The sequence below is a fragment of the Sphingobium sp. TKS genome (assembly GCF_001563265.1).
In the GTDB taxonomy this organism is placed as follows: Bacteria; Pseudomonadota; Alphaproteobacteria; order Sphingomonadales; family Sphingomonadaceae; genus Sphingobium.
On record NZ_CP005088.1, the window covers coordinates 37,346 to 50,401 of the forward strand.

The 13,056-nt window shown below is 64.7% G+C and carries 14 protein-coding genes; 9 read left to right on the forward strand and 5 right to left on the reverse strand.

Annotated features, from left to right (window positions below; translation table 11 throughout):
- Positions 1-67 precede the first annotated feature (67 nt).
- Positions 68-760, forward strand: coding sequence for a hypothetical protein (locus K426_RS29125; protein WP_007685994.1), 693 nt, complete (start codon positions 68-70; stop codon positions 758-760).
- A gap of 1,203 nt (positions 761-1,963) precedes the next feature.
- Here the strand turns inward: K426_RS29125 and K426_RS31000 are convergent.
- The 3 genes from K426_RS31000 to traA form a co-directional block, all read right to left on the reverse strand.
- Entirely contained in the window at positions 1,964-2,197 is a 234-nt protein-coding gene (locus K426_RS31000; RefSeq protein ID WP_013038671.1) for a helix-turn-helix domain-containing protein, read from the reverse strand.
- Positions 2,194-2,931, reverse strand: a complete 738-nt coding sequence (locus K426_RS29140; protein WP_013038672.1) for a DUF6118 family protein — start codon at positions 2,929-2,931, stop codon at positions 2,194-2,196. Before K426_RS29140 ends, K426_RS31000 begins: the two co-directional genes overlap by 4 nt.
- Before the next feature lie 157 nt (positions 2,932-3,088).
- Positions 3,089-6,214, reverse strand: coding sequence for a Ti-type conjugative transfer relaxase TraA (gene traA / locus K426_RS29145; protein ID WP_013038673.1), 3,126 nt, complete (start codon positions 6,212-6,214; stop codon positions 3,089-3,091).
- Positions 6,215-6,390: 176 nt separating this feature from the next.
- Here traA and K426_RS29150 point away from each other — a divergent pair, with 176 nt between their 5' ends.
- From K426_RS29150 to K426_RS29185, 8 genes are read left to right on the forward strand one after another with little or no spacing between them, the layout of a single operon-like run.
- The gene (locus K426_RS29150; protein ID WP_013038674.1) at positions 6,391-6,696 is read left to right on the forward strand and encodes a conjugal transfer protein TraD; all 306 of its coding nucleotides are present in this window, start codon (positions 6,391-6,393) and stop codon (positions 6,694-6,696) included.
- Positions 6,697-6,733: 37 nt separating this feature from the next.
- The gene (locus tag K426_RS29155) at positions 6,734-6,970 is read left to right on the forward strand and encodes a conjugal transfer protein TraD (RefSeq protein WP_013038675.1); all 237 of its coding nucleotides are present in this window, start codon (positions 6,734-6,736) and stop codon (positions 6,968-6,970) included.
- Complete coding sequence (locus K426_RS29160) at positions 6,963-7,238, forward strand: hypothetical protein (protein ID WP_013038676.1); 276 nt, start codon at positions 6,963-6,965, stop codon at positions 7,236-7,238. The genes K426_RS29155 and K426_RS29160 overlap by 8 nt, the downstream gene beginning before the upstream one ends.
- On the forward strand, positions 7,235-7,519 hold the full coding sequence (locus tag K426_RS29165; RefSeq protein ID WP_013038677.1) for a hypothetical protein: 285 nt from the start codon (positions 7,235-7,237) through the stop codon (positions 7,517-7,519). Before K426_RS29160 ends, K426_RS29165 begins: the two co-directional genes overlap by 4 nt.
- Entirely contained in the window at positions 7,516-8,451 is a 936-nt protein-coding gene (locus K426_RS29170) for a HEPN domain-containing protein (protein WP_013038678.1), read from the forward strand. The genes K426_RS29165 and K426_RS29170 overlap by 4 nt, the downstream gene beginning before the upstream one ends.
- Complete coding sequence (locus K426_RS29175) at positions 8,448-9,164, forward strand: SIMPL domain-containing protein (protein ID WP_013038679.1); 717 nt, start codon at positions 8,448-8,450, stop codon at positions 9,162-9,164. Before K426_RS29170 ends, K426_RS29175 begins: the two co-directional genes overlap by 4 nt.
- A 6-nt stretch (positions 9,165-9,170) precedes the next feature.
- Positions 9,171-10,832, forward strand: a complete 1,662-nt coding sequence (locus K426_RS29180; RefSeq protein ID WP_013038680.1) for a type IV secretory system conjugative DNA transfer family protein — start codon at positions 9,171-9,173, stop codon at positions 10,830-10,832.
- Between the two features lie 37 nt (positions 10,833-10,869).
- Positions 10,870-11,331: a hypothetical protein gene (locus K426_RS29185; protein ID WP_013038681.1), complete on the forward strand. Its 462-nt coding sequence runs from the start codon at positions 10,870-10,872 to the stop codon at positions 11,329-11,331.
- 298 nt (positions 11,332-11,629) lie between these two features.
- Here K426_RS29185 and K426_RS29190 read toward each other — a convergent pair whose 3' ends face one another.
- Complete coding sequence (locus tag K426_RS29190; RefSeq protein WP_257721832.1) at positions 11,630-12,127, reverse strand: recombinase family protein; 498 nt, start codon at positions 12,125-12,127, stop codon at positions 11,630-11,632.
- 6 nt (positions 12,128-12,133) lie between these two features.
- On the reverse strand, positions 12,134-13,000 hold the full coding sequence (locus K426_RS29195) for a recombinase family protein (protein WP_006961816.1): 867 nt from the start codon (positions 12,998-13,000) through the stop codon (positions 12,134-12,136).
- Positions 13,001-13,056: the final 56 nt, after the last annotated feature.

A 13,056-nucleotide genomic window follows, 5' to 3' on the forward strand; every position in this document is an offset into this window, starting at 1 on the left:
CCGGCCCAGCAAGGCGATCGGCTCGTCAGAAACGGTCGTTTTGCAGAACCGCTGAGGAGCCGGGTTCATGCAGGTGCTCGATACGGTTGGCTGGGTCGGTGATGGCGACGACACCGACTTCTTCCTCGCAATCGAGCGCACCTTCGATCTGCGCCTGCGCTCGAACCTGCCTTGGACAACGTTCGGCGAGGTGCGTGACCATGTCGTCGCGCATGTCGCAGCCTACAGCGGGGGCGGCACGACATGCGCCACGCAGATGACGTTCTACAGGCTTCGACGCGCGCTCGGGCTTGGCCGGCACGTCGGGCCGGATGCGCCGTTGGCGCCGCTGATCGGTGGGAAGCTGCGCCAAGCGTTCAGCGACCTGGAAGCCGATACCGACCTCAAGATGCCGGCGACGCGAGCCGGATGGCTTGGGATTGTCAGTGGTCTCTGCTTCGCTGTCGCGGTCGCGATCCTCGCCTTCACGACGCTGGCACCTCCCCTTCGCATCTTCGCTGCTGGAGCGAGCGCCTACGCGGGGCTATGGTTACGGCACCTCGACCGCCGGCGATTACCTCGGAGGTGCGACACTATCGGCGATCTCGCCCGACTGGTCACGGAGCAGAACCGTGGCAGGCTTGCCCGCGACGGCGCGCGCCTCACCGCCCCCGAGATTTGGCGGATCATCCAGCAACTGGCCGCCGAGGAGAGCGGGATCGACCCCGATCTGATTGGGTCGGAAACGACCTTCTTCCGAGCCAAAGTGCGAGCAGCCTGATCAATGGCTTACTGGATTGCATAGATTGATGCCGAGACACGGGACATTGCGTGGCGTCGGACTGACGGCTTTGGGTGCCGTTGTCGTCGCAGGCTCTTTCGTCGCTCTCGGATTGCGACCGGATGGGATCGCCAGCTACTATCGCGATACGCTGACTCCGGCAGGGTTTGCCATTTGGTTCTGCGGCTTCGTAGCCGCCACACTCGCTCCACCCGCCATAGCTGTACTCTGCTGGTTTGGCGCCATGCGGTTCCGCTACGGGTGGCTTCTCCACATCCTGCTTGTTCCTGCCACCTACGCCGCTGTGCGAGGATCAATCGCGCTCATGCTCGCGGTAGCAAGTGAGCCGGACAGCGATGGCCCAACGAGATGGGCTACCGATCCAGCAGTGATGCTGATGGTGGTTTGCCCCATCGTGTACTTTCTGATCTTGGGTTCCACAAAGCTGCGTGAGCATCGCGCATCAGCAAATGACTGCTAATCTCGACTTTGTAGTTGGCAGATACCATGAGCGGCCCTTTGCCGTTTGCGAGCAGACGCGGATGATGGCGAGCACATTGTCGGATAGCGTGAGCAGCATAGTCGGCTCGTTGTCAGGTAATCTGGGCAGGAAAAGGCGCTGTTTGCGAGCAGAAGCTGCTACGGTTGCAAGCGCCTACACCTAGCGCCCATCCAGCGGCGCATATGATCGGAACGTAAAGCGGAAGCAAGCCAGCGCTGGGATAGGCGTGGTTCGCCCATGAAAGGGCGGTGACGGCAACGAGGATCGCGAACCAGGCATGTTCGCGCGGCAGGGATTCCAGACGTTCGGCCATTCGGCCGACAGGGAGATGACTGTTCACGCGCTTCCCACCCCTACCGCAAAGCTCCATCTGCACTCGCCGGCGACAGTCGATCGGACAGCCGACCGCACGCCGCCACATCGGAAGCGTGCAGCCGGCAGCAACCGGCCATTGGAAACCTGATGTAAGTCAGGCGCGAACACCTTTGGGCCAAGGGCCTTGGACATGCGTGTTCGCTGCCCGGTCGCTGAAGCTCGTCTTACATTGAGAGGTTTCCACGCCTCTGCCCCCCTCTCAGCGGGCGCGTGTCGTTTAGAGGAAAAGCATTACGAATTGCAAATAAAGTGCAGTTCCGCACGTTCGCGGCGCTGCCCTCCGCTAAGTCGTTTAAACGATCTCAACCAACGCAGAGGCGCGATCGTCACTCGCGAAATAGGTCCACCACATGACAGCCCAGCGCGCCCGCAATCGAATCCAACAGTTCCAACGTGGGGTTGCCGCGTCCGTTTTCTATGCGCGATAGATACGAGGCAGTAACGCCGGATCGCTCCGATAATTCTGTTTGGGACATTTCGAGTTGCACGCGGCGCTCGCGGCAGTTTCGGCCGACAAGCATCGCGAAGCTCTCTACTCCGGCAAGAGCTGGTTGGTTCATGGTTTTTGTCCGCTATCCGCTTTGACCTCAATCGTGCAGCGCACGGGCTTTGCCGCCTTTTCCGCCTGCTCACGGCATTTCTGCACCGTCTCGCGATTGGCATCCGTCAGCGGGGAAGCCGCGACGATCAGCGCCCAGCTCTCCGGATCGGCCGCCTGCATCAACCGCTGCCCCGCCCCCCACGGGCCAGGCTCATTGAGAACGCGGGTCGCCATACGCTCGGGCCAGCGCCAGCTATCGGGGGTCGCCCGCGCGAGCGGGCCGGCAAGTAGGGCGTAGAGCAACAGCCCCAGCACCACGCCGCAAGCGCCGATGACATACAGCCAGCGGTTTTGCTCGTCGCCGCGCCGCGCCGATGCGAGACGGTTGCCGATCTCGCGCGCGGCCTGGTCCAGCGCCGTGCGCGCCTCGGTGATAAGGCGCTGATCCTCGCGGCGCGCGTTCGTGGCGGCGCTGGCGATCTCACCCGCCATATGCGCCGGGTCCATCGACAGGGCGGGGCTTTTCCGCATGGCGGCGATCTGCTGGGCCAGCACCCCCAGCACTTGCTCGGTGCGCCCCAGCGTCGGCTCGTAATCGGGAATCTCGATATTCTCGCGCGCGGCGGTCAGCCCCTCGATCGCGGCGCGCAGCAACGCCACCTCGCCATGCACCGACGCCAACCGATCCTCGACCCGCGCGAACGCCAGCGCCGGATCGTCAGCGTCGCCAAAACTATCATCCTCTTCCCGCATCGCCGCCTCCGTCCGTCTATATTTGACAATTTTTCACAACATCCAACGAAATCAAATGATAAGGCGGCGCGCGACCCGAAAGTCTCAATAGCGACTCTCTTGAGACTTACTGGCCTGCCAGTCGTGGGACTGGCAGGCCATTTTTCCGGTCGGCCAATTACCGGCTAAGGCCACGATCGCGGCCAATCCCAAGTTCGTGCGTCAACTGGTGGCTAAGGTCGCGCCCGCGCCCCATGCCCATCTCAAGCCCCAGCTCGCGCTCACGGCCGCGCAGGATCGATTCCACCTGGGGATCGCGCTCAAGGCTTTTCGCCATGCCCGCCATTTCCTTGCCCGCCTTCTCGCGGCCCGTCATGTCGCCGGCGCGATAAAGCCGGTCACGGTCCTGGGAGAGCTGTTGCCAGCGTTCCACGAACCGATCGGCGCGCAAGTTCGGATCGGCCCGCACCTTGGCCTCCTGCGCCATCGCATCCATCATCGGGCCGCTGCGCCCCGCCGCCGCCTCATGGAGCAAGCCGGGTTCGCGCTGGAACGCCGATGCCATATCGCGCGAAGCCCCCGCCCTGATCTGGTCCAGCGCCTCGGTCGCGCGCTCGAGCGCGACCTTCTGATGCTCCAATACCGGCCCGCCCGATGCGCGGGCCTGCAACACCGCCTCGGCCGAACGCGAGGCCCGCTCGACCGCGCGCCGGAAATCATGGGTAAGGCCCTGCTCGGCACGCGCCGGGGCTTCCTTCGCCGGCGTCGGCGTGCGCGACGACAGTTTCAGCCCATCGAACATGCCCCGCTTGGGAGCCGCTTTTTCCTTCGCGCCCTGCGCTGGCTCGGCCGCCTTCGCCGGCTCGGCCGACAGCTTCAAGCCGTCGAACATGCCGCGCCGCGGCTGTCGCTCGGCCGCGGCCTTCGCATCCCCTGCGCCGCGGCCCTCGCCGATCTCGCGTGGGCGTGGATCTCCGCCCATCTGGCGCATGGTGCCAGCACGCGGGCCAAGAAGCTCCACACCCTTGCGCTCGGGCGCATCCGGCAATCGGATCTCGCCCGACAGACCGCGCCGATCGGCGAACGATTGCGCCTCGGCGTCGCGGTCCCGATACATGGGATAATCCGACGCCATATCCTTCGCCCGCTCGCGCGACAGCGTGCGGACAAGCCGCCGATCGTCGGCGAAGTCGTCGCGGCCATAGTGGAGCTGCACGCCCTCACGGTGCCGCGACAGCGCCACATAGGCCGCATGGCGGTCCATCCCCGGCGTCGCCAGCACATGCCCCTGATCGACCGTCACGCCCTGCGATTTGTGGATGGTCGCGGCATAGCCATGATCGACATGGGCATAGTCCTTGAGGTCGAACGCCACCTGTCGGCCATCATCGAGCCGCACCGCCATGCTGTCGGGCGACACGCGCTCGACCTTCCCCAGCGTGCCGTTCTTCACGCCTAGCCCGCGCTCGTTTTTCAGGAACATGATGCGGTCGCCGGTCGCGAACTCGCGCGCGCCCCGCTCGGCCGAAATCCGCACGTCCTGCCCCAGCTCGCCGGCTTCGCGCAGCCGATCGCGCGCGGCCTGGTTCAAATCACGAACCTCGGCATTGGTGTGGGTGAGGATGATCCGCGTCTTTTCGGGATCGGCAAGCCGCTGCGCGTCCCATGTGTCGATCAGCTCGGCCCGCGCAGCCTCGCGCGTCTCGGCCGCGTGGACCATGCCATGCTCGGCATAGGCATGGATCGCCTCGCCGGTCCTGCCCGTCGCCAGCGCCCGCGTGGCGTCCTTCTGCCAGTCCTCATGCTGCCGGCGAACCTCGCTGATCTCGGCCGCGCCGTGGCGCTCGGCAAGGGACCGGAACGCCGCCCCGGCCTCGATCGCCTGCAACTGCTCGGGATCGCCGACAAGGACCACCTTCGCGCCGGCCCTTTCGGCCTCGGACAATACGCGCTCCATCTGGCGCGTGCCGATCATGCCCGCCTCGTCGATCACCAGCACGTCGCGCGGGCCTAGCAGCTCGCGGCCCTGGTCCCACTGATATTCCATGCTCGCGATCGTGCGGGACTGGATGCCGGAACCGCCCTCAAGCCCCTCGGCCGCGATGCCGGACAAGGCCGCGCCGCGCACCTGATAGCCGGCGCGCTCCCATTCGTCGCGCGCCACGCCCAACATGGTCGATTTGCCGGTGCCGGCATAGCCGACGACGATTGCCAGGTCGTTCTTGCCGGTGATATGCGCCAGGGCGTCCTTTTGCTGGCTTCCCAGCGCAAGGCTTCCACTCTCGGCGGTGTCTCGCCCCCCCATTTGAGACGCCGCCGAGAGACCATGCCCCGCCCGATCCGCAAGCCGATCGCCGGCCTGGCTCAACCGCTGCTCGGTGTCGATCATGTCGCGCGACGTGAACCGATCCTCGCCGCGCCCGTCCTTCCCCAGCGCCACCAGCTCGGGCGAGGTCCGCACCGCGCTCATCACCTGGTCGAACTGATCCTTGCCGTCGCTGTGCCGGAACGCGAACTGCGCCAGGTCGCGCCGCGTGAACGTCGCCTGCTGGCGCGTGATCGCGTCCAGCGCGATCTCGGGCCGCGCAATGATCTTCTCGCCATTTTCGCGCGCGATCCGGGCATGGTCCTCGACCCGCTCGGCCTCAAGCCCTTGTTCGGGCATCCGCGATGCAGCCGGCCCGATCTTGTGTTGCGGCTCAAGGTCGATCCCCTGCGCCGCCAACGTGCGATGGTCGATCCGCGCGTCAATATCCAGCTCGGCAAGGCGCTGGTTCACATGGTCGGCCCACGCCTCGCGCCACTCCTTCAGGAGCGCCGTGCTGTTCCACTCGACTACCTTCTTGCCGAAGCCGTCCGGGCTGATTTCACGCATCGACAACATGACATGCGCGTGCGGCTTGGGCTGGCCGTCCTTGCCCATGTCCCAATGCACATTGAGGTCGGCCACCATGCCGCGTTCGACGAACTGCTTTTCGACGAACTCGCGGGCGAGCTGGACGCCCTGCTGCTGGTTCAGCTCGCGCGGAATCGAGAACTCGACTTCGCGGGCAAGTTGCGCGTCCTTGCGCTTCTCGCCGGCCTCCACCTCGTTCCACAAGGTCGCGCGATCGTTTAAACGCTCCGGCGCACCTTCGGGCAGCATGATTTCCGAATGGACGACGCCGGCCTTGTTCGAGAAATCATGATCGCGCCCGAGTCGGTCATCGTGCAGCCGCTCCGCCGCACGATAGGCCGCGCTCGCAACGGCGCTCGATCCACTGGATCGGCCAATGACTTTCGCGGAGAAATGGTAGATTGCCATGACGATACGAAACTTACCTTTCTTAGCGCAGGTCGGCAACGACCTATAAGCGCGCACTCACCACTCACTGCCGTTCGCGTGATTGACTTCACCGTATTTCTGTTCGGAACCGCTGTCCTGCCAGCGCGATCATGCTACTGTGCGGCTTCTGTTCGACGGGCGCGAGGGAGAGAATGATGCGAAAGACGCGCGACTATGACGCCGAATTGCGGGCACTGAGCGACAAGGCCAAGTCTATCAAGGCGAAGAAGATACAGCAACTCGGCGAGCTGGTGACGGGGACCGGGGCCGATGCGCTCGATCTGGACACGCTCGCCGGTGCGCTGCTCGCCGCCGTGGAATCGGCCGACGCGGAGGAAAGGGAGGCGTGGCGCTCGCGGGGCGCGGCCTTCTTTCAAGGACGCGGGCGCAAGGCTGGGCGACGCGCTGGCGGCAACGGCGAAGGCGGAAACCAAGCTGGCGCAGGCGAGGCACAGGGTTGAAGCCGCCAAGCGCCGCACCGATACGAGAGGATGGGTCGTGCAGCGTCGCGAACGCACCCGCCATCTCATAGAGCTGGGCGGCCTCGTCCAGAAAGCCGGGCTCGTCGAACTGACCGACGACGATCGAGCAACGCTCTATGGCGCGATGCTCGATCTGGCCGCCCGCGCGCAAGGCGATGGCAACGCCCTCGCGCTCTGGAAGCGGCGCGGCAAACGGGCCTTCGACGCGGAAGCGGAAGGACAGGACAACGCGGAAGGAAACGCCCATGACTGACACGTCGCGCCTCTCCTGGCAGCTCCTGATGGTCGGACCGGGAATCGACCGGATCACCCCCGACATTCAGGACAAGCTCGCCTCGCTGCTCGATCTGCTTCCCGCCACCGCGACCATCAATGTCCAGACCGATGCCGGCTATGTCACCGTCTCGCGCGACTGGCCCAGTCACCGCATGGAAACCGTCGATAGCCTGGTGGACGAAATCGCCGCCGCTCCGGGCATCACCCATATCGCGCTGCCGGCAAGCGAAGGACAGGAACCGTGACGCGCGCCCTCGACATCGGGGCGATCCGCGCCCAGGTCCGCGCGCTCGATTATGTGCGCGGCACCCCCGCCGAAGTCGCGATGTGGCGCGAAGGCGATGCCGAAGCCCGCGCCAATCTCGCGATCGAAGGCATGGACCTCGACGCCGACGAACACGCCCTGTTCGACATGCTGCGCGCGGAAGCTGTCCCCCCTCCCCTCGCCACCGCGATCGTCCTCAAGCTGCTCGATCATCCCGACGCGGACCCGGCGCTGGCGATCACGCCGGCAACGATCGGATGACGATGCGGGCCGATCTCGATCATCTTCCCGCCGCCAAGCGCCGCGAACTGGAACGGGTCGCCCGCGTCCTGTTCGATGAATTTGAGGATGCCGTCAAAACCAAGCTCTCCGACAAACGCAAGGGCGGCCGCATCCTCAAGCTGATCCTGTTCGGCTCCTACGCGCGCGGCGATTGGGTCGAGGATCGCGCCAGCGGCTACATCTCCGACTATGACCTTCTCGTCGTCGTCAACTCCGAGACCTTCACCGATCTGCAAACATGGTGGGCGGTCGCCGACGATCATCTGGTGCGCGAGCTGACCGTCACCCGCCATCTCTCAACGCCGGTCAATTTCATCGTCCATTCCCTGATGGACGTAAATGACCAGCTCGCGCGCGGCCGTCCCTTCTTTGCCGACATAGCCCGCGATGGCATTGCCCTCTACGAAGCGCCGGGACAGGGCCTCGCCATGCCGCGCCAGCTCGACGCGCAGGAACGCCACGCCGAAGCCCTGCGCCATCGCGACCATTGGTTCCCGCTCGCCGCGCACGCGCTCAAGCTCGCCCAGGACAGCATCGCCGACGGCGTGCCGCGCGATGCGGCGTTCATGCTGCACCAGGCCGTCGAGCGGGCTTACAATGCCGTGCTGCTCGTCCTGACGCTCTACGCGCCCAAATCGCACCGTCTCGGCATCCTGCGCTCGCTCGCCGAAAATCTAGACCCCCGGCTGATCGAAGCATGGCCGCGCGATACTCGCGCGGCCCGCCGCCATTTCGCACAGTTGCAGCGCGCCTATGTCGAGGCCCGCTATTCCCACGCCTATGAAATCACCCCCGACGAACTGGCCTGGCTCGTCGAGCGCGTGAGGCATTTCCACACGATCGCCGCCGCGATCTGCGCCGAACATCTCGCCACGATCGACACCAAAAACGACCCAGGAGGATTGCCATGAAACCAGCCCTGTTCCTCACGCCCCTGCTCGGCCTCGCCGCCTGCACCCCCGCTGCGCCCGACCCTCGCGGTGTCGATCGCGACGAAACCGTGCTGACCGTCACCGGCACGGGGCGCGCCGAAGCCACCCCCGATCAGGCGTTGTTCACTGCCGGCCTGTCGAGCATCGCCGCCGACGCGCAGGCCGCCAGCGCCCGCAACGCGGAAACCATGAACAAGATCACCGCCGCGCTCGCCAGGCTCGACATTCCGGCGCGGGATATTCAGACCCGCAACCTCTCGGTCAACCGGATCGACTATGGCGCGAACAAGGGCCGCTATGAGGCCAGCAACAGCGTCGCCGTGCGGGTCCGCGACAACAAACGGGTGAGCGAAGCTCTCGCCGCCGTCACCGCTGCCGGGGCCAACATCGTCTCCGGCCCCAATCTCTCGGTCGCCGATCCCGAAAAGGCCAACCTCGGCGCTTATGGCACCGCCTACAAGGCCGCGCGCGCCAAGGCCGATGCCTATGCCGCCGCCGCCAACCTGCGCGTTACGCGCGTGCTGGCGATCAGCGATGGCGGCCAGGGCGGCTATATGCCGCAAATGGCCGACATGGAGGCCCGCATCGCCGCTCCCCCGACAGTCGTGCCACAGGCAGCGCCCCCGGTGATGGCGGGGACCAACATGAACATCGTGACCGTGCGGGTGGATTTCGCCCTGGCGGCGAAGTGATCCGGCATGGAATGGTTCCGCCAGCTCGGCCGCGCGATCCGCAACCTCGCCCGCCTCGCGCGCGAGCAACCGATTTGGGCGATCACGGCGCTGACCCTTAGCCCGCTCGCGCTCATCCGCCATCTGTTTCGCACCGCGATCCTGTTCCTGATCGTCGGCATCGTCCTGGCCGGCGGGATGCAATTCGTCCTCGCCTCCCTGCTCGGCCTGGCTCGCGATTCCAATCTCTACCAGCTCGGCATGATGCTGACGTTCCTCGTCATCATCCTGGTCACGCTGCGCGCCCTCTTCCAACCGCTGATCCTGCGCTATGGTGGCCCTGCCGGCGACGATACCCACGGCTCGGCCCGCTTCGCCACCGATCGCGAGACGCGCCCCCTCGCCCAAAATGGCGACGGCCTGCTGATCGGCCGCGACCGCAAATCGGGCAAGCCGCTGCGCTATGCCGGCCCCGCCCATCTGCTGACGATCGCGCCGACGCGCACCGGCAAGGGCGTGGGCACCATCATCCCCAACCTGCTCGACTATCCCGGCCCGGTCGTCTGCATCGACCCCAAGGGCGAGAACGCGCGTATCACCGCCCACTATCGCGCACGCTTCGGCCCGGTCCATGTCCTCGATCCCTTCGGCGTAACGGGCATGGTCGGGGCCGCGTTCAATCCATTGGATCGTATCGACCCTGCCGGCCTCGATCTCGCCGACGACTGCATGACGCTGGCCGACGCACTGGTCTATGACGCCCCCGGCGAAGCGGGCGAGGCGCATTGGAACGAGGAAGCCAAGGCGTTGATCGCCGGCCTGATCCTGCATATCGTTTGCCAGGAGCCGGCGGGCACACGAACCCTTGCCACGCTGCGCGACCGGCTCACCCTCGCTCCGCAAGCCTTCGCCGCCCAGCTCGAAGCCATGCAGGCGCAAGGCGGCCTCACCGCCCGCGCCGCCAATCGCCACCTCGGCAAGTCCGATCGCGAAGCCGCTGGCGTGCTGTCGGCCGCGCAGCGCCATACCCATTTTCTCGACAGCCCGCGCATGACGGCGGTGCTGGGGCACTCGGATTTCACGTTCGCCGATGTGAAGGCGCAGCCTACCAGCGTCTATCTGGTGCTGCCGCCCGATCGGCTCGCCACCTATGCGCGCTGGCTGCGCCTGATGCTCGCGCAAGGGCTGACCGATCTCGCGCGCGCGCCGGCCTCCCCTGCCCGCTCCGTCCTGTTCCTGCTCGATGAGTTCGCCGCCCTCGGCCGCCTCGAACCCGTCGAGCGCGCTATGGGCCTCATGGCCGGCTACGGCATCCAGCTCTGGCCGATCCTGCAAGACGTTCACCAGCTCCGCGCGCTCTACGAGCGCCGCGCCGGCACCTTCCTGTCGAACGCCGGCGTCTTGCAGATATTCGGCGTCAACGATCACGACAGCGCCAAGCTCGTCTCCGATCTGCTCGGCCAGGAAACGGTCGTGTTCGAGAGCATGAGCCGCGCGATCGACGCGGAAGAGACCGGCATATCGTTCGGATCGCAGCATGTCGGCCGCCCCTTGCTCACGCCCGATGAGGTCCGCACGCTGCGCGAGGATTTGCAGCTCCTGTTCCTCGCGGGGCAACGGCCGATCGTCGCCGCCAAGCTACGCTATTTCGCCGATCGCGAGTTCGCGGGGAAGTTCGACAAGGTGTAGAGCGTTTAAACCGTCTCAAACACAAGGTATTTCGACCATGCCTAATGAACGATTTGAGGAATTTGCCGATCGATTCATGAAAAGCATCGGCGAGCCGGGCTGTGACCTACAAGCATTGGTCGATGAGCTGATAGAACTGCACGCTGTCGAGCGCGACGAATTTAACCGTGTCCGCCTGATAAGTATGCACATTGCGTTGACCAACATCGCTGCCGAAGGCTTGGCCAAGGCACAAGCCCCAGGCTCTCAGATCATCGGCTTTCTGGCCGATAACCTTTCGACTTACCATCTCATGCTCCGCCAGGAGAGTTTGGTTGACGGGCAGATCGACAAGGCCGTGCTTTTGCGCGTGACCGAACGCGAAATCACCGCTGGCCGCATGAAGGGCAACGATCCTCTCCGGGCATTTGCCGAAGGCGGCGAGTATATTCGCGACAATCCGATGGAGGGCCTTTTCCACGCTGATCCATCGGCCGACGACAAACCCGTCCTGAATTGAAGCGATAGCACCACGCGCCACAGGGCGCGAATGTATAGGCGTATACAAATATACAAGTTCGCCGTCTGTTCGGCCTGGGCGTTGTTTAGCGGACTTTCCGCGCCCTCCCCTGCCGGTTCTTAGCGTAGGATTCCGCCCTCTCCCGCAACGATGATCGGGCCAGGTTCGCGAAATCGTTGTCTGGCGCACAAATCTTGAAGCTCGCCGCGCCGATCGCGGCCGCTCGGACCCGATGTTGCCGTTTTTCAGCCCTAGCGTCCATAAAGGGGTGACTGCACGAAAGTGACTTATCTGCACGCTAAGAGCGAACGGACCGGGAACGCTGGGACTTTGTGTTCTTCTCCGTGGCTTCGAGGGCTTTGTAGAGGGCGGTTTTGCCGATCTTGAGGCGCGCGGCGGCCTCGCGAACTGTGAGGCCGGAAGCGATATGTTCGCGCGCCTTGCGGAGCTTGTCAGGTGTGACCACTGGCCGCCGCCCACCGGGGCGACCTCGCTCGCGAGCGGCCTTGAGGCCTGCATGGGTGCGCTCCCGGATCAGATCGCGCTCAAACTGGGCAAGCGAGCCGAAGATGTTGAACACCAGCATCCCGCCCGAAGTGGTGGTGTCGATGTTCTCGGTGAGCGAGCGGAACCCGATACCTCGCGTCGCTAGCTCGCCGACCTTCTCAATCAGATGGCTCATCGAGCGCCCAAGACGGTCGAGTTTCCAAACCACCAGCGTGTCGCCGCTGCGCAGATAGGCCCAGTCGGCCCGAAGCTGCGATTTTGGCCATGTTGAAGAACAAAGATTGAACATGGCGATCTACCAGGCTCGCTCTTGTCCTCCAATCTCGTAAACATCGGTCTCGATCGAGCACCTGTAGCTCTCTGCGATGTTGAACATCTCTGTCTGGAGAGATGCGATCTCATCATCGAGGCTGACGCCATCGGCACCCTGATCATAGGCGACGGTCAGCGTGTAATCGCAGTTCCCGGTCTTTTGCATCTGGTAATCCCGCTCCAGCATCGCCTCAATGCGCTCGCGAGCGGGCTTTCTGCCACGACCATGCTTGTTGAAGTTCTCGATGGTCAGATGCAGGGCGATGGTGACAGAAGGCGGCTTTTCCGGCAGCCCGATCCTTGAAGGAATGACGTCAAGCGCCCGATAGACGGTCATTCTTGAGATCTTGAGGTCGCGCGCGACGCTGGCCTTGCTCGCGCCGGCGGTGATCCGGCGTCGGATTTCATCGTCATCGATGTTTTTCTTCCGGCCTTTGTAGACGCCTTCGGCGCGCGCCGCCTCGATCCCGGCGCGCTGCCGGTCCTTGATGAACGTCAGTTCCATGTCCGCGACCATGCCCAGAATGGTGATCACCATCCGCCCCATGCTTCCGGCCGTCGTCACCTCCGGCTCAAGCACCCGCAATGAGGCTCCCTTCTGGTCGAGTTCATGAACCAGATTGAGAACATCGCGTGTGGAGCGACCGAGCCGATCGAGACGCAGGACGACGAGTTCGTCATCGGCGCGCAGGAACTGCATGATCGTCTCAAGCTCCGTGCGTCCAGTGCGCGATGCGCCCGAGCCTGTTTCGGAGCGGAGGATTTCACAGCCCGCTGCCTTCAACCGGGCAACCTGGATGTCGAGATCCTGGTCGATGGTGCTGACGCGGGCGTAGCCGACGCGGGTCATGGGCAAATCCGTCACATTAGGGTGGCTTTGCCCTCGTACAGTAACATTGGTGACGG

Excerpts from the sequence above, each read along its gene's own strand:
- K426_RS29170 (WP_013038678.1), top strand. The coding sequence starts at position 7,516 with ATGACGATGCGGGCCGATCTCGATCATCTTCCCGCCGCCAAGCGCCGC.
- K426_RS29180 (WP_013038680.1), top strand. The coding sequence starts at position 9,171 with ATGGAATGGTTCCGCCAGCTCGGCCGCGCGATCCGCAACCTCGCCCGC.
- K426_RS29185 (WP_013038681.1), top strand. The coding sequence starts at position 10,870 with ATGCCTAATGAACGATTTGAGGAATTTGCCGATCGATTCATGAAAAGC.
- K426_RS29190 (WP_257721832.1), bottom strand. The coding sequence starts at position 12,127 with ATGTTCAATCTTTGTTCTTCAACATGGCCAAAATCGCAGCTTCGGGCC.
- K426_RS29195 (WP_006961816.1), bottom strand. The coding sequence starts at position 13,000 with ATGACCCGCGTCGGCTACGCCCGCGTCAGCACCATCGACCAGGATCTC.
- K426_RS29160 (WP_013038676.1), top strand. The coding sequence starts at position 6,963 with ATGACTGACACGTCGCGCCTCTCCTGGCAGCTCCTGATGGTCGGACCG.
- K426_RS29140 (WP_013038672.1), bottom strand. The coding sequence starts at position 2,931 with ATGCGGGAAGAGGATGATAGTTTTGGCGACGCTGACGATCCGGCGCTG.
- K426_RS29125 (WP_007685994.1), top strand. The coding sequence starts at position 68 with ATGCAGGTGCTCGATACGGTTGGCTGGGTCGGTGATGGCGACGACACC.
- K426_RS29150 (WP_013038674.1), top strand. The coding sequence starts at position 6,391 with ATGCGAAAGACGCGCGACTATGACGCCGAATTGCGGGCACTGAGCGAC.
- traA (WP_013038673.1), bottom strand. The coding sequence starts at position 6,214 with ATGGCAATCTACCATTTCTCCGCGAAAGTCATTGGCCGATCCAGTGGA.
- K426_RS29175 (WP_013038679.1), top strand. The coding sequence starts at position 8,448 with ATGAAACCAGCCCTGTTCCTCACGCCCCTGCTCGGCCTCGCCGCCTGC.
- K426_RS31000 (WP_013038671.1), bottom strand. The coding sequence starts at position 2,197 with ATGAACCAACCAGCTCTTGCCGGAGTAGAGAGCTTCGCGATGCTTGTC.